At 38.2% G+C, this 18,565-nt stretch carries 20 protein-coding genes and 2 pseudogenes; 12 read left to right on the top strand and 10 right to left on the bottom strand.

The annotated features are described in order from the left end of the window. Positions 1-34: 34 nt before the first annotated feature. Positions 35-223 (top strand): hypothetical protein, encoded by a 189-nt coding sequence (locus KN1_RS13360; protein WP_420857149.1) that lies wholly within the window; start codon positions 35-37, stop codon positions 221-223. Here KN1_RS13360 and KN1_RS13365 read toward each other — a convergent pair. Further along, positions 204-758 (bottom strand): VIT1/CCC1 transporter family protein, encoded by a 555-nt coding sequence (locus KN1_RS13365; protein WP_221288150.1) that lies wholly within the window; start codon positions 756-758, stop codon positions 204-206. The genes KN1_RS13360 and KN1_RS13365 overlap by 20 nt on opposite strands. Before the next feature lie 49 nt (positions 759-807). Between KN1_RS13365 and KN1_RS13370 the strand changes: the two genes are divergently transcribed. Beyond that, on the top strand, positions 808-1,203 hold the full coding sequence (locus KN1_RS13370; RefSeq protein ID WP_221288152.1) for a hypothetical protein: 396 nt from the start codon (positions 808-810) through the stop codon (positions 1,201-1,203). Positions 1,204-1,292: 89 nt separating this feature from the next. Beyond that, positions 1,293-1,781: an adenosine-specific kinase gene (locus tag KN1_RS13375; protein ID WP_221290797.1), complete on the top strand. Its 489-nt coding sequence runs from the start codon at positions 1,293-1,295 to the stop codon at positions 1,779-1,781. Here the strand turns inward: KN1_RS13375 and KN1_RS13380 are convergent. Beyond that, entirely contained in the window at positions 1,710-2,171 is a 462-nt protein-coding gene (locus tag KN1_RS13380) for a DUF309 domain-containing protein (RefSeq protein ID WP_221288154.1), read from the bottom strand. The genes KN1_RS13375 and KN1_RS13380 overlap by 72 nt on opposite strands. 56 nt (positions 2,172-2,227) lie before the next feature. Here KN1_RS13380 and amrS point away from each other — a divergent pair, with 56 nt between their 5' ends. The 4 genes and pseudogenes from amrS to cyoE all read left to right on the top strand — a co-directional run bounded on the left by amrS (position 2,228) and on the right by cyoE (position 5,805). Continuing rightward, positions 2,228-3,283, top strand: coding sequence for an AmmeMemoRadiSam system radical SAM enzyme (gene amrS / locus KN1_RS13385; protein WP_221288155.1), 1,056 nt, complete (start codon positions 2,228-2,230; stop codon positions 3,281-3,283). A gap of 31 nt (positions 3,284-3,314) precedes the next feature. Continuing rightward, a pseudogene (locus KN1_RS13390) lies at positions 3,315-4,089 on the top strand (enoyl-CoA hydratase/isomerase family protein). 140 nt (positions 4,090-4,229) lie between these two features. Beyond that, a complete protein-coding gene (locus tag KN1_RS13395; protein ID WP_221288157.1) occupies positions 4,230-4,793 on the top strand; it encodes a hypothetical protein in 564 nt (187 codons plus the stop codon). A 139-nt stretch (positions 4,794-4,932) separates the two neighbouring features. Beyond that, positions 4,933-5,805, top strand: coding sequence for a heme o synthase (gene cyoE / locus KN1_RS13400; RefSeq protein WP_221288159.1), 873 nt, complete (start codon positions 4,933-4,935; stop codon positions 5,803-5,805). A gap of 106 nt (positions 5,806-5,911) precedes the next feature. Here the strand turns inward: cyoE and KN1_RS13405 are convergent, their stop codons facing one another. Genes KN1_RS13405 through KN1_RS13415 form a run of 3 tightly spaced genes read right to left on the bottom strand, consistent with a single transcriptional unit; the run spans position 5,912 to position 7,900 of the window. Continuing rightward, positions 5,912-6,835, bottom strand: coding sequence for a homoserine dehydrogenase (locus KN1_RS13405; protein WP_221288160.1), 924 nt, complete (start codon positions 6,833-6,835; stop codon positions 5,912-5,914). Then, positions 6,832-7,506 carry a B3/B4 domain-containing protein gene (locus tag KN1_RS13410; protein WP_221288162.1) on the bottom strand — a complete coding sequence of 225 codons (675 nt, stop codon included), beginning with the start codon at positions 7,504-7,506 and terminating at the stop codon, positions 6,832-6,834. Before KN1_RS13410 ends, KN1_RS13405 begins: the two co-directional genes overlap by 4 nt. Further along, positions 7,499-7,900 carry a CopG family ribbon-helix-helix protein gene (locus KN1_RS13415; protein WP_221288164.1) on the bottom strand — a complete coding sequence of 134 codons (402 nt, stop codon included), beginning with the start codon at positions 7,898-7,900 and terminating at the stop codon, positions 7,499-7,501. The genes KN1_RS13410 and KN1_RS13415 overlap by 8 nt, the downstream gene beginning before the upstream one ends. Before the next feature lie 31 nt (positions 7,901-7,931). Between KN1_RS13415 and tldD the strand changes: the two genes are divergently transcribed. Genes tldD through KN1_RS13430 form a run of 3 tightly spaced genes read left to right on the top strand, consistent with a single transcriptional unit; the run spans position 7,932 to position 10,987 of the window. Further along, positions 7,932-9,281, top strand: a complete 1,350-nt coding sequence (gene tldD, locus KN1_RS13420) for a zinc metalloprotease TldD (protein WP_221288166.1) — start codon at positions 7,932-7,934, stop codon at positions 9,279-9,281. Continuing rightward, entirely contained in the window at positions 9,274-10,518 is a 1,245-nt protein-coding gene (locus KN1_RS13425; RefSeq protein WP_221288168.1) for a TldD/PmbA family protein, read from the top strand. Before tldD ends, KN1_RS13425 begins: the two co-directional genes overlap by 8 nt. A gap of 40 nt (positions 10,519-10,558) precedes the next feature. Then, the gene (locus tag KN1_RS13430; RefSeq protein ID WP_221288170.1) at positions 10,559-10,987 is read left to right on the top strand and encodes a universal stress protein; all 429 of its coding nucleotides are present in this window, start codon (positions 10,559-10,561) and stop codon (positions 10,985-10,987) included. 62 nt (positions 10,988-11,049) lie between these two features. Here KN1_RS13430 and KN1_RS13435 read toward each other — a convergent pair whose 3' ends face one another. After that, positions 11,050-11,736, bottom strand: a complete 687-nt coding sequence (locus KN1_RS13435; protein ID WP_221288172.1) for a biotin--[acetyl-CoA-carboxylase] ligase — start codon at positions 11,734-11,736, stop codon at positions 11,050-11,052. Continuing rightward, complete coding sequence (locus tag KN1_RS13440; RefSeq protein WP_221288174.1) at positions 11,723-12,781, bottom strand: L-threonylcarbamoyladenylate synthase; 1,059 nt, start codon at positions 12,779-12,781, stop codon at positions 11,723-11,725. Before KN1_RS13440 ends, KN1_RS13435 begins: the two co-directional genes overlap by 14 nt. Positions 12,782-13,047: 266 nt before the next feature. On the opposite strand from KN1_RS13440, the pseudogene KN1_RS13445 reads away from it, so the two are divergent. Then, positions 13,048-13,536: pseudogene (locus tag KN1_RS13445) on the top strand (NADH-quinone oxidoreductase subunit B); the annotation flags it as partial. Between the two features lie 112 nt (positions 13,537-13,648). Here the strand turns inward: KN1_RS13445 and KN1_RS13450 are convergent. Next, positions 13,649-14,191 (bottom strand): hypothetical protein, encoded by a 543-nt coding sequence (locus tag KN1_RS13450; RefSeq protein WP_221288176.1) that lies wholly within the window; start codon positions 14,189-14,191, stop codon positions 13,649-13,651. 491 nt (positions 14,192-14,682) lie between these two features. After that, positions 14,683-15,720 (bottom strand): VIT1/CCC1 transporter family protein, encoded by a 1,038-nt coding sequence (locus KN1_RS13455; RefSeq protein ID WP_221288178.1) that lies wholly within the window; start codon positions 15,718-15,720, stop codon positions 14,683-14,685. A 182-nt stretch (positions 15,721-15,902) separates the two neighbouring features. Between KN1_RS13455 and KN1_RS13460 the strand changes: the two genes are divergently transcribed. After that, positions 15,903-16,508 (top strand): hypothetical protein, encoded by a 606-nt coding sequence (locus tag KN1_RS13460; RefSeq protein WP_221288180.1) that lies wholly within the window; start codon positions 15,903-15,905, stop codon positions 16,506-16,508. 62 nt (positions 16,509-16,570) lie between these two features. On the opposite strand, the gene KN1_RS13465 is transcribed toward KN1_RS13460, so the two are convergent. Then, positions 16,571-18,550 (bottom strand): acetate--CoA ligase family protein, encoded by a 1,980-nt coding sequence (locus KN1_RS13465; protein WP_221288182.1) that lies wholly within the window; start codon positions 18,548-18,550, stop codon positions 16,571-16,573. Positions 18,551-18,565 lie beyond the last annotated feature (15 nt).

Raw genomic sequence — 18,565 nt, forward strand, 5'->3', positions numbered from 1 at the left:
ATATTGTTTAAAAAGTTTAAAAAGGTGCATGAAAGTGGCTAAATGTTACGTTGAGATTGAAGGGAGAAAATGTGTAGAAATATGCGGCAGAGTAGTTTGTGATGAAGAGACCGTAAATGACTATATACCTTTATGCGAAAAATGTAATAAAGGAGATAAGAAAAGCTGTATCGAACTCTACAGTAGGTTCGGGTGTTGGAGTATTACGGGTTGGTGGATATAAGAATAGAAAGCAATGACGCTACTATTCCGGCTATGAACATCAAGATCGCTGTCCCTATTTTTTCTTTTAGGTCACCTTCGTATAGTATACCTAGACCTGAAAGGATAACCGCTGAGATCAGTACTGTTAACATAATACTTCGTGTACTCAAATATACTATAAGGCTGACTAGACCGAAAAAAGGGGAGAGAGAGTGGGACAGTGTAGTTAAGATTATAGATATTTTAAACGAGTAGTCATAGATAGTGCCTTTTAATTTTCTCATCATTTGTAGTTCTAGTTGTCTTAATTCTTCTCTTTTCTCTTTGACCTCAACCACCATCGTATTCCACATCGAAGATATAGTTACACCTATAATCCCAGATACGACTACTGAAACTATTTTAGGGGTGCTTTCTCTAGCCAAGACGGATGTTAGCAGTACACTGATAGCTACCAAGATCCCGTCAAAGGCACCGAGAATTATATAACGCCTAATTAGGTGCTTGTCGTTCCTCAAAGATACTCTGAACGCTTCCCACAGCTTATTGGACACACTCTATTGATGAACGAACTTATATATTAGGCTTAAACAAACATTACCGATGGGAAATAGCATATACCTCGTGTTGGCCTTGATAGTCATAATATTGACAGCTATAGGAGTTTACGTGACTAATAGCTCATATAAGACGGTGATATACTCACAAAACCTGGGAGGAACTCCTTTACCTAATGGGGAATATAAGTTAGTAGTCAAAATCCTCGTTAACTACGGTCCTTTCGGGGGCGGCTCAAGACCCCTAGGTTCTGCTGATATATGGCTGTACTATAATGGAAAATTCCTAAACCAGACTTTGACAAATAGTAGCGGTGTCGCGGTGTTTTACGTTAAGCCTGGCGGATACACTTTATTATTCACGGTATTTCACATTACTAAAAATATAAATGTAAACGGCAACACAGAGGTTGTATTGGATTATGCGTACTTAAAGTCGTGATGAACGCGGAGTACGCCTGAAAAGTGATGTTGTGGTCCTCGCCTGATTCACAGTTAGATTTTATTTTTCTCTAGGATCTACAACTTATGATGAGTGTAAAAATAGATGTTGTGAGAGTAGAAATACCTGAAGGTACTAACGTTATTGTAGGGCAATCTCATTTTATTAAGACTGTTGAAGACTTGTATGAGACATTGGCATCTTCAAGCCCGACATTAAAATTCGGGATAGCCTTCTGTGAAGCTAGTGGCAAAAGGCTTATTAGATGGGACGGAAATGATGAGGAGTTAATTAAAAAAGCCCAAGAGACTGCTATGAAAATAGCAGCAGGGCATACTTTTGTAATTTATTTAAAGAACGGTTATCCAATAAATGTCCTAAACAGAATAAAAAACGTGGAAGAAGTCGTAAGGATTTTTGCTGCTACCGCTAATCCCCTACAAGTCCTAGTTGCTGAGACAGACCAAGGAAGAGGAGTTATAGGCGTAGTAGACGGATATACGCCTTTAGGGATCGAGAGCGAAATTGATATAAAAGAGAGGAAGGAGCTCCTCAGGAAGTTCGGCTATAAGAGATAACGCATTAGATAGTAGTTTATCGGAGACGTTAACTTCGCCTTTGCAATACTTTATTAGAGAAGCAGAGATCAAGATAAGCGATTGTAAATATTTCTTTTTTTGTATGTCTTCCTCAACTTTCCATTTCTTCTCTAATTCTTCATGTGCTTCCCAAAACCTAAAGTTAAAAAAGAGCTCTTCAAAGCTACACCTCTCGCAGTTTGTGAAAAGCGGTTTACCTAAAAGCCTTACCACTTTGTCTTCGTCGTCTTCATCAAAAAAGTCTATTTCAACATATTTACATACTCTAATATCTATTAGTTTTACCCCCTTTTGTCTCAGTACCGCCTTAATACTATCTAAATCAGATGAAATTCCTTCCTTCTTGTAATAGTATATTTTTCTTATCATGTTCTGTATTCTAAAAGAAATGTATTTATAAGGATTGCGTATTATATAATAACTTAATGGCGAAGGAAGGTACGTTGTATAAGATAGAAGGGAACAGAGTGAGGTGCCTAGCTTGTGCTAGGAGATGTTTTATAGGAGAGGGGCAGAGAGGGTTCTGTGGGATTAGGAGTGTTAAAGACGGTAAACTTTACTTAGACGTTTACGGTAAAGTGGCAGCTGCCCATATAGACCCCATTGAGAAGAAGCCTTTAGTCCACTTCTATCCCGGTTCCAAGGTATTCTCTTTCTCTACTTTTGGATGCAACTGGATGTGTATGTATTGCCAAAACTTTGATATCAGTCAGAGGAGAAGAGCTGAAGGCGAGGAACTCTCTCCTCAAGAGTTGGTTGACTTAGCAAGGGCTTATGAAGCTGAAGGTATTACCTACACATATAATGAGCCTGCTATATTTGCTGAGTTTGCACATGACACTGGGGTAATAGCCAGGAAATACGGGCTCTTTAACACTATGGTAAGTAATGGGTATTGGACAGATGAACTAGTAGATTATGTAAGGGATTTTCTTAATGCTGTTACTATTGATTTTAAAGGCAACGGAGAAGAGAAATTTATGAGAAGATATACTGGTGCCTCAGGACCGGAACCTATAATAGAGACTATCAGGCAACTAAAATCTTATGGTATTCACGTAGAAATAACAGACCTCATAATTCCTAAAATCGGTGATGATCTTGATGCTGCTAAGAAACTACTCAATACTTTGATCGATGTTGTGGGGCCCGACGTCCCTATTCATTTCCTCAGATTTCACCCAGATTACAAGTTAGACTATATACCGTGGACGCCAGTTGAGACACTAGAGAGGCATTATAAATTAGCGAGGGAGATAGGGTTCCGTTTTGTGTATATAGGAAATGTACCCGGTCATCCCTATGAAAATACGTATTGCCCTAACTGTGGAAAGATGGTAATACGTAGGGACGGTTTCAGGATATTAGAGTGGCACCTGACCGAAGACATGAGGTGCTCTTACTGCGGTTATAAATTACCAATAGAGGGAAAGCTATCTAAACATGCTTTTGAGGAAAGGTTTGAACCAGTATTTATATAACTTTTTTATGTCCATCTCTATATAGATTATGATGGACACAGTCCAGTTAAAGAAGGAACCTCCATTAGGTTGGATATACCTTAACAGACCGGATAAACGTAACGCTATAAATGACCAACTAATTAAAGACTTGAGACAAGCTGTGGACGACTTAGTCCTTGACGACCAAATAAAAGTAATAGTGATAACTGGGAATGGGAAAGCCTTCTGTGCTGGTGCAGACATCACTCAATTCAAATCGTTAAACGGTCTAACGGCTTGGGAATTTGCAAGAAAAGGTAGGGAATTAATGGATTATATAGAGAATATTCCGAAGCCCACTATAGCTATGATTAACGGCTATGCTCTGGGAGGTGGGTTAGAGCTAGCTATGGCATGTGACATAAGGATAGCAGCTGAGGAATCGCAGTTAGGGCTTCCTGAGATAACCCTAGGGATATACCCAGGTTTCGGGGGCACTCAGCGACTTATTAGGCTTATAGGGAAAGGAAAAGCTATGGAGATGATGATGACTGGTGATATGATCCCAGCTAAAGAGGCTGAAAGGATAGGCCTTGTCAATAAAGTAGTACCCTTGGTTGACCTCGAGAAGGAGACGAGGAGTTTAGCTATGAAAATTGCCGATAAGTCTCCCGTAGCACTAAGGATAATTAAGTTACTTGTAAACCAAGGCCTAGATATCCCCATTTTAGCCGGGCTCAACATGGAGAGTTTAGGCTGGGGAGTAGTATTTAGTAGTGAAGAAGCTAAGCGAGGAATAGATGCATTCTTTGAAAGGAAAAAGTCCTAGCTTCAAAGGTAAATAGTTTCTTTCAATTTTTTATCTGAGTAAGGTAAAAGACGAATTAATAAATTCAATAGATGGTATTTTTATCTAAATTCTCTCCAATCCTTATTTAAAGTTCTTTGAAAAAGACTTTTAAATCCTATTCCCCTAATATTACCTATGGATAAGGACAAAAAACCTCTTTATTATGCTTTCTTAGGCGTCATACCTTATGCCGGGAGTAGTATAGCTTCTTTCTCTATTTCCGAATACCTTAAAGATTTCGTTGAAACCCTAAGATATATACCTTTCACCGTAGGCTTATCTTTACTCTCTACTTTTCTTATTTCTTATTATTATTTTAGAAATTTTCTCCTTGAGATCATAGCTATAGTAAGCGTCGCTCCACTAATTATCGCTTATTTTAACACTAGAAAATTTGAAGCTTTACAAGTGAATGTTAATGAGTATTACATAGAAATCATATTTAAAGTACCAGTCAAAACACTAGATTTTGAAAGTCCCACAGAACTTTTTGACTACGTATATAGCAAAGCACTAAAGCGATTAAAACCTCCCTATTTACTAAAATTAAAAGCTTTGAATAATTGCGGTAATTTAAGGGTTACAGTAAAAGAAGAGGAAGGATATATAATCTTAAGAAAAAGATGTGGGGATACTAGTGTAGAAGTGAAAATATATAAGGATAAGAATGCAGATTTAAAGGTAACTATGAGCTATTAAATTAAAGTTTAACTATTTTCATTCTACCTATAATCATATAATTTAAATTTGTCTCATTATCACAATATTTTATAGATTTAAAATGTTAGCTATTATTTGTAATAAATTTTTTAATTCGAAGACCGAATGTTATTTTAAGATGTCAATTACCTTTTCGAGGAAATTAAATGATTACGTTAAACTCGCTAAACCTAGAGTAATAAGCCTACTTGACATGGCTGCACTCACAGGGTTTGTATTGGGCCTTACTAAAGTGACAGATATAATGTCATGGGTTTACGTTATTCCAGTTTTGATTGGAGGGAGTCTAGCCGCCGGGGGTGGTATGATAATCAATGGTGGGTTAGAGATAGAAAAAGATAAGCTTATGCAAAGGACTTCATGGAGACCTACTGTAAAAGGTGAAGTGAGCAAAAAAGAAGCTTATATGGTCGGGATATTCTTAGCCATTACGGGAACTGCAATAGGGCTGTTAGATAATCTGCTTACATCTCTATTTATTGCCTTAGGATTTTTAGTATATGTGCTAGTTTATTCTATATGGCTTAAGCCCAGGACGTGGTGGAATATAGTCATCGGAGGTCTGGCAGGTAGTGCTGCAGCATGGGCTGGTTATGCAGCATCGTCAAATGCATTTGATATAGAATCGCTTATGTTAGGGCTTTTAGTTTTTATGTGGACACCAGGTCACTTCTGGTCTTTGGCACTAAGATTTAGGGATGATTATGCTAAAGCCGAAATACCTATGTTGCCGGTTTTGGTAGACGAGAAAACTTCTGCAAAGGCTATTGCAATATCAAACATCTTAATGATACCCTTTGCCTTATACCTATCTGTTTATTTAGGGATCGTGTATAGTATAATAACAGCCATATTCTCGTCTATTCTTCTATACTATAACTTTAAATTATTGAAGAATCCAACAAAAGACGAGGCGTGGAGGTCCTTTAAGTTTTCATCGCCTTATCTTGCTATAATTCTCATGGTAGCTATAATACTAAAAATAATATGAAAAAAGAAAAAAGAAGAAAAATGTTAATATATTATTTTAGGTTATTAGAACTCCTTCTAATTCATACCAATTTTGCTACAGTAGAGTAAAGAGATTATAAAACGTTTTAAATGAAATTCCTTTTTAAGAGGATAAGGTCCGAGAATGCACCATAGGCTGCATTAATAGGCCCAGCTCCGGGCCCCCTAATTATGGTGGTTTGAATATCAGTCATAATCTCTAAAGCATTTTCGACCCCATCTATGTGGTATAAAGGGTCTTCAGGAGTAAGCACCTTTGGTGACACTTCGATCTCGTTTTCATCTGCATAAGCAATTAGCTTGACTTTCTTATGTCCGTCATATGCCCCTTTTATGCCTTGTATCCCTGTAAACTTTATATCTCTTATGGTAACACTCTTCTTCATCGCAAAATTAACCAAGATGGTTAACTTCGCGGCAGCATCAAAACCGTTTATATCTAAGGTAGGGTCTTCTTCAGCATACCCTAATCTCTGAGCTTCTTTTAATGCCGATTCGAAAGGTTGCCCATTATACATCATTGTAAGGATAAAATTAGTGGTGCCGTTAAGGATCCCCCGTATCCTTTTCACCTCGGAGCCCGGAAGTATCCTCAGTAAGTTTATTGAAGGTGTACCGCTCATGACAGTTCCTTGGAACCCAAGCCTACCTTTCCCAACTAGTCCCATTATTTCATTAAACGCGAGCGCAAGAGGAGCTTTATTCGTAGTAATTACACTAGTCCCATCCTTCAGTGCTAATTTGTAAAGGCTTAAAGACGGATTACCGTCCTTATAATTTGCTGACATTGTATCGACTACTATATCGGGTTTTATTTTCTCGTATGCTGTAAAAACATCTCCCTCGATGTCCACGGTGAACTGGTCTTTATACCCTACCATAATTCCCTTTCTATTTACAATTCCGCCTATTTCTATGTCCTTAAGCTCCTCCAACTTACCTTTCTTTTCAAAGATTAATTTTACAAAAGCCTTACCTACATTACCATATCCTGCTACCAAGACTTTCATAAAATCGACACCTCCTTATTCCACTTACCATTTGCATATTTAACTAGTAGTTCTGCCACTCTCTTAGTCGCCTCTTTTACCAGATCGTTATTAACACCTAAAACTCCAGCCCCGATAATAAGTACGTCTTTAGTAGTCTCGATCACATTGGTGAGTTGGGAGTCCCTATGCGGATATATGTGCATTACAATCCCCTCACTATCTACTAATATCGGGATATTAGGTGCGACCTTTTCCGGTTCTTTCTTACCTATACCGTAAAAATTTTCAGTTCCGTTACTTAACCTCAGGGTTATAGGATACTTGAACCTAGATTCGTCATATATACCTATAGGAACTAATGTATCTGCACTTACTAAATTCCCTATATCTACTACATTATTAATACGGGGTAATTTACCGTTTCTCGATATCCTCCTCCTGAGGGCCTCTCCGCTTGGTCTCGTCTTCGTAGGGTCTATATTTATTTTCCAATAGAAATCTCTGTATGCCCTAACTACTGGGTCCTCCTTCAGTGACTCTGGGTTAATATGTTTATATTTCTCCTCTATTCTTTTCATCTCTTCTTCAAGTTCACCTTCAGTTGGTCTAACCACTATACTCGTGACTTCAGTATAAGAAATAAAGACGCCTAATTTTCTCGCGTCTTCGCTAACTACTATCTTAGGCATGCGAGTTATTTTGCACGTCTGACACTATTAACTTTACTTTGCTCACACCTTTGATGGACGCTAACTTATTTACTAAGTCTACAAGTTCCGACTTCATACCTTTTACTGCGACTGCCTCAACGCACTTCTCGTCCCTGTGGACGTGTAAGACAGATATTATTTTATTCTCGTACTCATGTTGCACTGAGGTAACCTTAGCCGTACTTTCGTTATCATAGACGATGTTAATAATGCCAATAACATATGTTTCATCCCTCTCGTTTTCGTCAAGGAAGTCTCTTAAAGCGGTTTGCATAATTTTACTCCTATCGCTAACACCACTAGTCTGCATATACTTTTCGAGTCTATCGTAAAGTTCTTTTGGGATAGATACGCTAATCTTTTCCACATTCATTAATTTATACTCTTTTAGCGTGGTTAAAAGTATGAACTCGTTATTGGACTACGCCCAACAATTAGGTGCCACCTTTGCGGACATAAGGCGTATAAGGGTGAAAGAATTATCGCTCTTAGTAACGGAAGATAGAGAGATCGTCTCTACGAACGGTGTAGATGACGGGTATTCTTTAAGAGTTCTCTATAAGGGTAACTGGGGGTACTTTTCATCTAGTAAAGAGCTAACGAGGGACGACGTTAAGGACGCAGTAGATAGTGCTGTAGGGGACGAAAAGGTGAATATAGTATACTTACCCCCTAAACACGACAAGGTTGAAATCAAGCCAAAAGTGGAGCTAAATAAAAGCGTTGAAGAGAAGATGAACGACCTCAAGAAGTTGAGGGAGAAGCTAATAGGTCTTGATAACAGAATTAAGAGTGTTTCAATAAGGTATCACGAAAGTGAGGTAAGAAGGGAGTACCAGAGTACAGATGAAAGGGATATATCTATGAACTATACAATTGCTGGGCTTTCCATAGTAATTACTGCAAGAGAAGGAGATAGCTTAGCTTCTGCTACGTTTTCTAGGTACACTTACATGGGTTATCCTATTGAAGTGATAGGAGAGGAAAATATACTAGAGACGTTAAAGAGAAGGATAGAGAACCAGTTCATAGGTGAAAGTGTTAAGGCAGATAGTTATGAAGTAGTCCTTGCACCTGATGTAGTAGGTGTATTTGCACATGAAGCTGTAGGACATTTAGCTGAAGCAGATTTAGCAATAAACGGGATTTTACACCCCTTAAGGGGAAAAACTATAGCCCCGGAGTTTGTGAACATCATTGATTCTCCAGTTCAAAACTACGCGTCTGCAATAGGTGTTGTAACTTATGATGATGAAGGGGTTGAAGGGAGGGACGTATATATAATTAAGAACGGAGTTGTAAACGAGTATTTAACCGATAGATTTTACTCAGCATATTTGGGTCAAAAGCCTACGGGTAATGCGAGGGCTGAGGACTTCAGGAACCCGGTAATTGTTAGGATGAGAAATACATTCATAGCGCCCGGTGAACACTCATATGAAGAAATGATAAGGGATACAAGGAACGGGCTTTTACTGGTTTCACCACACGGAGGTCAAACGAGTCCTGATGGTACTTTTCAGTTCGGTATCCAAGAAGGATATGTGATAAGGAACGGGGAAATAGTTAGACCTACTAAGCTGGTCGGGATATCAGGGTACACATTGGAGACCCTAAAGAACATAACAGCTATCTCTAATAAGTTAGATTTTTGGTCGGGGTTCTGTGGTAAAGAGGGGCAATCTGTCCCAGTAGGGACAGGAGGAGCTTATGTAAAAGTAGAGAAGATGAAGGTGGGTGGTGTAGTTGGTTGATGAGTATACGTTAATCCAGAGAGCGAAAGACTTGGGATACGAAGCGGAGATATATAGTGTAAAGTCTAAAAATTTCCAAGTTAAGAGAGGGGAACAGTTCTATTCTTTCAACCTCGTCGACCAGGGCTATGGGCTACGAGTTATCAAAGACGGTAGGGTAGGTTTTGCTTATTCTACCGTCCTCGATGAAGGTATACTTAATTTAGCTATAGAAAGTTCTAAAGCTTCTAAAGAGGACAAATTCAACGTCCTCCCTTCACCTGAAAAGGTAAATAGAATTAACCTTAAGTTCTTTGAGCTTAACGAAGTTAGAGAAAAGGTCAAGGAATATGAAGGAGTATTGGGAGAAATCAGAGGTTTTGCAAATGTAATTGCAGAATATTATGAGTTTACAGTGTCTGAAGTTAAGGTAATAAGCACAGAGGGTGTTGACGTTAATGAACAGAGGAGTCTAGGTAGTGTTTCGGTAGTATTTAATTTTAAGCGTGACGACTTCATAACACCTGAATTTTATGAGGGTATTACCGTCAGGGATTTATCTAAATTAGACCCCCAGAAAATAGTAGATGAAGCAAGAAAGAAAGGGGAGATCTTTAAGAAAAGGACGGTGTTGGACAAGAAAGTTAAAGAAGCAGTCTTTACTCCTAAAGCTATTTCCTCTCTACTGTCTCCACTTTTATCTTATGCGGTGTCTTTAGAGAACGTATATAGGGGTAAGAGCACGTTAAAAGAAGGTGAAATTTTAAGTGAGAAATTAAATATTATAGATAATCCTAATATAAACTGGGCTCCGTATAGCAGGTCTTTTGACGGCGAGGGCTTACCCTCTAAAGAGACGAGAATAGTGAGTGATGGTAAAGTAACGACATTTCTATCTAATACATACTGGGCAAATAGGGCTGGAAAAGCTAATACACATTCATCTTCTAGGTTTTATTCTTCATTACCGGTAATCTCTTCATCAATACTCGACATTGATATAGCCCCTGACGCTGAAGAGGATACGGTAGTCATAGACCAAGTTCAGGGAGTTCATACAAGCAATTTCGATACTGGTGAGTTCTCAGTAGTAGGTTCTGTAGCTTGGTATAATCAGGTCGCAATTAGAGAAGTCGTAATTACTGGCACTTTAAAGGATATGTTAAAGGGAATTATCGGGGGAATAGGTAAAGATAAGGAGGTAAAGGGAAACGTGTATACCCGCTCCCTAAAGGTAGGTAATATTAATATAGCGTGAGTTTTTTAAATGGATTCTAAGAAATAGAAAGTGATCATGTATGTTTAAAAAAATTCTCGTAGCATATGATGGTTCGGATCACGCGATCAGAGCACTGGATGTCGCAATAGACCTTGCAAGCAAGTACGGTGCTAAACTCGATGTAGTAGAAGTAGTCGATACAGCTGCACTACTAGGAATGGGTGTGGCACCGATCCCTGGTGAAGTCATCCAACAGGTCTACAATAAGGCTAAGACTGACGTAGAAAACGCTAAGGCTAAAGCCCAGCAAAACGGTGTAAAAGAAGTCGAGGCTGTAGTACTAGAAGGAGATCCAGCTACTGCAATCCTTGAATACGCTTCAAAGAACGGAAGCGACCTAATCGTCACTGGTAGCAGGGGGTTGTCTACTTTTAAGAGGATAATCTTAGGTAGTGTGTCGACTAAGATAGTAGAAGACGCGAAGACGCCAGTTTTAGTAGTCAAATAACACCGTAAAAAGTAAAAAGTTAAAAAAGAAAACACTTTCTTATATCGTTATTTTCTTTACAGCTATACCTCCTCTACTCTAAGTACTTCTTCTACTTCAAATATACCGCAATCCGTCACGAGCCTACCCATAAAGTCTACAAAAAGTGCTTTACATTGCTTCTCCCATTCTCTACCTATTATCTTTATTACCTTATCTCTAATTGATAGATAGCGGTTGAGCTGGTCTATTACTTTTTGTTCGTCTAAAGAAAGATACTCGTTAATTTTTTCTATTACCTCATTTAGTACTTGTTCATTATCTATGTATTTTCCTAATTCCTTCTTTATAGAAGTTGCTTTTATACCCTGAGGAAACGTGTCCACATTAGTGTCGATACCTGCCCCTATAAAAGCGGTCCCACTATTACCCTCAACTATAGCTTCTATTAGTATTCCGCTTACTTTACCGTTTTTTGACACTATATCGTTAGGCCACCTGATCATTGTATCTATGTACTTACTTAATACGTCTCTGATAGCAAGGGAAACACTTAACGTAGTAAATGGAACCTTCTCAGGGTTAAACCCCTTTATTACATAGGTAAACCATAGTCCCCCCTTTGGTGAATACCACTCTCTCCTATACCTACCCCTAGCCCTAGTCTGCTCATCAGCTACTATAACAAATTTATCTGCATTAACCATATTATAGATGGCTTCAGCTAGGTCTTGAGTCGATGTAATGCTGGGGAACTTAAAGATTAACATACTTATATACATCCTCCAGTTTCTTTATAACCGAAAAAGCTGACGCTTTTCTTGCTCTATTCATGATAGCAAACCCTATTCCCCTTTCTGGGAAACCTATCATAATGCCTATATCTACGTTAAGTTTATCTAATTCTCTGAAGGCATCGAACAGATTTCTTGCAACCTCATACAAATTTTCATCACTTCCTAGTACGAGTGTAGGGTACTCTTTGAATTTTTCTGAAATTTCTTTACTTATTAAAAGTGCAACTTTGTATTTCTGGCTTATAACTTTCACTACTTGTTCAAAAATTTCTCTATTTTCAACAAGTACTAGCTTGGTAGAAGGTGCGTAATGCTTGTATTTCATCCCTGGTGCTAGTGCTATTTCAGCTTCTTTCTTTCCCTCAGCAAATTCCGGGACTATTAGGTCGGGGAAGAACTTTTTTAATTCCTCTACTGTAAACGGTCCAGGCCTAAGGAGCACTGGCGGGTTTATAGATACGTTAATTATTGTTGACTCTACACCAAAAAACGTATGTCCTCCATCTATTATTACGTCAACTCTCCCGTTCATATCCGCTATCACGTCCTCTGGTTTAGTAGGGCTAGGCTTTGTGGCTAAATTGGCACTAGGTGCGGCTATCGGTACCCCGCTTTCTCTAATTAGTTGTAGTGCTATTGGATGAGCAGGCATTCTCACGGCTACTGTGTCTAGGTTCGCTGTAACTTCTTTCGGGACTTTAGGTGTTTTTTTCAAGACGAACGTGAGCGGGCCTGGCCAAACTGTCTGGGCTAGCTCTAATACGTTATCCGGGATCTCTGAGGCTACTTCATATAATTGTTCTATATCGGAAATATGGACGATTAGAGGGTTATCTACCGGTCTGTTTTTAGCTTGGAATATCTTGAGGCAAGCAGTTCCGTCGTAAGCGTTAGCACCCAGACCGTAGACTGTTTCAGTGGGAAATGCTACCGTCCCCCCTTTTTTTATAACTTCAGCCGCTTGCCTAATCTTGTCCATCTCAGGGTTTAAAGGGTCGATTTTGAGGATTAACGTCATATGTTTTTAAAAGATTAAGAGTAAAATAAAAAAGTGGTGATGAGGAACCAACGAGAAGCTATTGGTGGCTGGGGCGCTCTATGCTGAGTATAATGAACGGTGATTTATGAGGTGATCACGGAGCGGTGAAGAAGGGCTTTAAAGAAGCCCAATAATGTTTAAAAAATTGAAAAAAGATAAGCTAAACAAAAATATCAATATATATACTTTTGCACTTGCGATATTAACTAAAGGTTTTAAGACACGGATGAGATAATCGACATGGTATGTCAGACCAGTTATTACTAACCGGAAATGTCCAAGAGGCAGCTAAAAAAGCTGTTCAGTGGCTTATAAATAGACGACCTATAAAGGAGTTGAGGGATTGGGGTTTAGCGTTCTCCCTATGGCCCCCTCACTTAACCACGAGCTGTTGCGGTACTGAATTCGGTGCTTTTGCAGCGGGTAGGTTTGATTCTGAGAGGTTCGGAGTTTTACCTTTCTCGTCAGCTAGGCAGACAAACCTACTAGTCATAGAAGGCACCTTGACGAGGAAGATGGCTAGAGCCGCTAAGATAGTCTATGACCAAATGCCTGAACCTAAGTTTGTTATTGCTATGGGTGCTTGTTCATTAGAAGGGGGGATATTCTGGAACTCGTATAATACCGTATTACCCTCAGAGATCGGGATACCCGTAGATATATATGCGCCAGGGTGCCCTACAAGACCAGAAGCTTTAGCTAGAGCTATAATACAGCTCCAGAAGAGGATCAGAGAAGGAGATAAAAGGGTTCAAAACGGTAAAAAGATCGTTAGGACAGAAACCAAGAAAAGCACAGATGAAAGTTTGCCTTTAGGCCAAGGAGCTAAGAAAAATGAGGAGAAACCTATTGTACAGTGAATAATGTAAATGCGTAATCCACATCAACCAATTTTGCCTTAATAATGTGTTTGTGATCTATTCTGAATTTAGTCGGTATTCGATCTATTTCTATACCATAATACGATTTCAAATAAGTCGTGATTTGCATTATTAGATCTTCCCTATTAGTGCTGACTATAGGTATATCATACAATATTAAAACTTTCTCTAATTTTTCTGATTTTATACCTGTGAAAATTAATGAAGTAGTAATATACTGACTGTGTTTTTTTGCGTTAATTGTTAGTACTATACTGTCCATATCATATAATGATGTTAAACCGCCATCCCCTTCTTTTACTTCCACATCATATCTGTAACCAGTCACAATTTTCTTCCTTAACTTTTCAGATAGTAATATAAGTTTTCTAAGTTTAATCTTATCCTGATTGTATGAAGTAAATACTGGAACTTCCTCTGCTAGATAGGGAATAAACTCTGAAGTAAGCGTGATATATCTAACTTCTGGAGAGATAATTGAAGATACATCTACGTTTTGGAGTTGCATATGAGTATTTTATCTTCATACCTTATCATTTTTTCATTTAGATATGCTTTAATTAGTTTAAAATTAGAATGAACAATTTTTTACATTATAAATTTACGTTATCTTTTTTCAAGGTAGAAACCCCATATTTTCTCACCAGTTTAGATAACGCTGAAAAGTTACGAAATTAGTAATTAAGGTTAAGCATGTTATTCTGAAAACTTTTTAAAAAGATTTACATCAAAAGGAACTTATCTAAGATATTTTAGGTCCTCTATTTCATATATTGTAAATAATCAATAAAAATTCATTTAAAATAGATAAAGAATTGGCAAAAGATTAGGATAGTTTGATATTATTATAGAAAAATAATGCTAATTCTGTAAAAACGCTACGCTTAGGATAGCTATCGAGAAATAAAAATATTATAAATTTCAGCTATGAGCAGAGAGTAACTTACGGTTAGAATTGATCGGGGTAAGGATAGTTCCTATTCTCTACTAGTTCTCTATCTAGAGTATTAGCGATGCTAAAAGTCCTATTAGATGTGTAGCGATCGCTGCACCTAATCCTAGCCCCATCATTTCTAAGCCTTTTTTCTTAGGGTTTACATCACTAAGTAAACCTATTAAAAAACCTACAAAGAATATTGATATACCTGAAATAATGTATGATGAGACAAGACCTAGAATTCCGCTTATTCTAAGAAAATATGGTATAATAGGGATTATTGCACCGGTTATATAAGAAATTCCAGTGATACCAGAGCTCTTCAGAGGATTTTCTTCCACCTTTGGAGCTATGATATCTTCAGCTACATCAACAAGTTGGGGTGAAATTGATTGTGCTATTACGTCCTTTATTCCAAGTTCAGAAAGAATATCCTTTAGCCTCTTTGAGACTTCATTTCTGTCAACTATCTTTTGTATTTTTATTTTCTCTCTCTTATTTTCATTTATTTCTTTTTCAGATTTCGTTGATAAGTACGCTCCTATACTCATGGATAATGTACCGGAAATTCCTACTATTAGTCCTGATAATGCGACTACAATAGGGTTATTTATAGCGCCCGCTATTCCTGAAGTAGCTGCTAAGACTTCTATTAGCCCGTCACTAATACCGTATACAAAATCACTAACGTCTTTAGCTTTTATTGTTGTGAGCATCTCCTCGTGTACAGCCTCATCAACGCTAATTTCTTTCATTTTTTCTCTTTCGTCTTGGTCTAGTTCATTACTATTTGATAATTCGTGGTATTTTTGGATATCGTTCTCCTCATTGCTCTCTAGGAGTCTGAGAGTTAATTCCAGGCCAATAATTTTCCTAATTATGCTGTAAAACTTAGCATTAATTTTCTGTCTAAAACCAAGGTCTTTCACTTCTATTCCTCTTTTTTCACTAATTTCCTTCCAGATAGAAGCATGTTTCCTTTCCATCTCTGACATTTTGGCTAAGAACGCTCTCGCTACTGGATCTTTTTCTTTCCTGCTTAATTCTCGGTATACTTCAGCGTCAAATAATTCTTCTTTATACTGTTTACTGTAATCCATTAAATAAATTAGAATCATTCTAATTTAAAAGTTTTTCTAATATAGTAGGGCTGGAGCAGGAAAGTTCTCTTGGTATTAGTTTGCCATTAACTATTAAAATTCTGTATATTATTAAAAAATAGAAAAATAGAAGGAAGTGGTGGGATAAAATTAATAAAGGTTTTCTTATTTAATTTACATAAATGAAAAGGCTGATAGTCCTAATATTCTCTCTAATAGCAATAGGGGTTGTAGTCCCTGCTAATGCATATGCCCCTTTTATGGCACAGCCCCTCTATCTTAACATTTACCCAATATATACTGTAATTAACGTAGTTAATACGACTTATATCGGTGCAACTAGCTATTTTCATAATAACGTTACCGAGATAGTTAACTTTGTAGCTCATAACTCGACAATGAAAATTGAGCTATATAATGCTACTACTGGTGTCCAAATAGGCTGTATCTCTGTCATAATCCCCCCGCAATTTTACAAGTACGTATATTATAGTCCACAGTACGGCTCTGCGATTTTCTTAATAAATGTGACCGACAATGATACGTTCTATAAAGTCCCGGTAGCCTATTTGCACCTCGGCTTGTATTCAGTGGAAAACGCAAGTGGATATAATGTTAACTGTATTTATGAGATACCTATTGGGTCACTATACACACTATCAGGCGGTGTCTACGTTTATGTGAATACCACTTCCTTCTTTAACAAATATTTGAACGGAGTTCAAACTATTACATCGGACGTCAAAGCAGATATAGAAGGGGTCTACGCGTTCATTTTTGTAAGTTAAGACTTTTTTTTTAACTTTAACCTCCTATCTGTTTTTTCTTTTTTTAAAAAAAATAAAAAATTTTATTCCAAAACTATTCTAACGTCTGTGGCAAATGCACCACTTTCATTTACAAATAGTGGGTTTATGTCCATCTCCTTGATGTTTAAGTCAACGATCATCCTAGAGATGGCTACTATTGTCCTAATTAATGACCCCTCGTCATAACCCCTCTTCCTAGCGTGTAACATATCATGGATCTTGCTTTCCACCAGTACTTCTTGTGCTTCATCTTCGTAAATTGGTGATAACGCATAAGCTACGTTCTTAAGAACGTCGACATATATACCTCCACTCCCTACTAATACCACATGTCCAAACACGGGGTCTTTGAGTCCCCCAACAAACACTTCCAGCCCGGTGAGTTGCTGCTGTATCAGGACTCTTTTAGTCTGCTTGCTAAGTTCCTTATAAATACCTTTTACTTGGTCTTTCTCGACGTTAACGACTACTCCTTTTAGCTCAGTCTTATGGACAGGCTGGTCTGGAGAGATCTTCATGACTACTGGATACCCTATACTATCAGCGACCCTCTGTGCTTCTTCTTCGCTTTCTGCTATGCCCCACTTAGGAGTCTTGACACCGTAAATCTCCATTAACTTTAATGCTTCATAGTCTCGTAAAGTCTTTTTACCCTTTACTATTTCCGTAGCAGACTCTATCGGTTGGGAGATCCTAATTTTCTTTCTCGCTTCGGGCTTCTTTACTAAATACCTGATTGCTTTTACTGCGTCTTCTGGGAAAGTATAAGCAGGCATTCCTGCTGACTCCAAGATCTTTAACGCAAAGTCCTCATCAAGTCCCATTGTTATCCCTATGACGCCCTTGCTCTTAAAAGACGTTATAACTCTGGCTACGTCTGAACAGCTTACCATGGGTAAAGCTTGGACTATTACTAATTTGGTACAGTCTAAGTCTGATAATATCTTAAGGGCTGAGAGGTACCTTTCTCTGTTTGCGTCACCTGTAAGGTCTAACGGGTTCTTAGGGATCGAGGTAGGAGGTAAAACCTTTCTTAGTTCTTCCTGCATCCAAGACGGGATTTCTACCAGCTTTAACCCGTTTTTCTCTATTTCATCTGAAGTTAAAACACCATGCCCTCCTGAGTTCGTGATCACGAGGACTTGTTCCCTTATTGGTTCTGAATACATCAGTATCCTTGCTAAGTTTAACATATCATGTAAGTTATCCACTAAGATCCCGCCCCCAGTCTTTACTGCAGCCTTGAAAACCTCAAAAGACCCTGCCAAAGACCCTGTATGTGTCTTTGCCGCTGCAGCACCATTAGAGGTCGTCCCTCCTTTAAGGAATATTACGGGCTTTCTCTTAGTAACGTCTGGTAGGGTCTCCAAGAACGCATTTCCGTCTGAAACTCCCTCGATATAGACGAAAATTGCTTTGGTTTCGGCGTCATTAGATAAATATTCTAAAACCTCGTACTCCTTTATGTCCGCTTGGTTACCTAAACTTACCATGTAACTAATCCCTACTCTGTTTTTCTGTGCCCAATTGAGCATGTAAACACCTAGACCTCCACTTTGGACTACTAACGCTATATTACCCCTTTTTACGTCAGAGTATGCAAATGTGGCGTTTAGTTCAGGCGTAATAATCCCGAAGGTGTTAGGTCCTAGCATCCTTATATTACCCTTCTTAGCAATACTCAATACTTCGTCTTCCAGTTTAGCTTCTCCTACTTCTCTGAATCCTGCTGTTATCACTATAGCAGCTTTAACTTGTTTTTCTACGGCTTCTTCCATTACTGACGGTACAGCTTCTCTAGGGACTGTAATGACTATGAGGTCGAGCTGGTCTGGGATCTCTTTTATGCTTTTGTAAGCTTTCACCCCCTCTACGTCTTCTGCTTTAGTATTTACTGGATATAATTTCCCGTGATAAGTGGATAACAAGTTCCTGAAAACGATGTTTCCGACTTTTTCTTTGTGTCTGGAAGCTCCGATCACTGCTATACTTTTTGGTTTAAATAAAGCATCTAATGTCATAACTTTCTAATAAGG

The organism is Stygiolobus caldivivus, from assembly GCF_019704315.1.
In the GTDB taxonomy this organism is placed as follows: domain Archaea; phylum Thermoproteota; class Thermoprotei_A; order Sulfolobales; family Sulfolobaceae; genus Stygiolobus; species Stygiolobus caldivivus.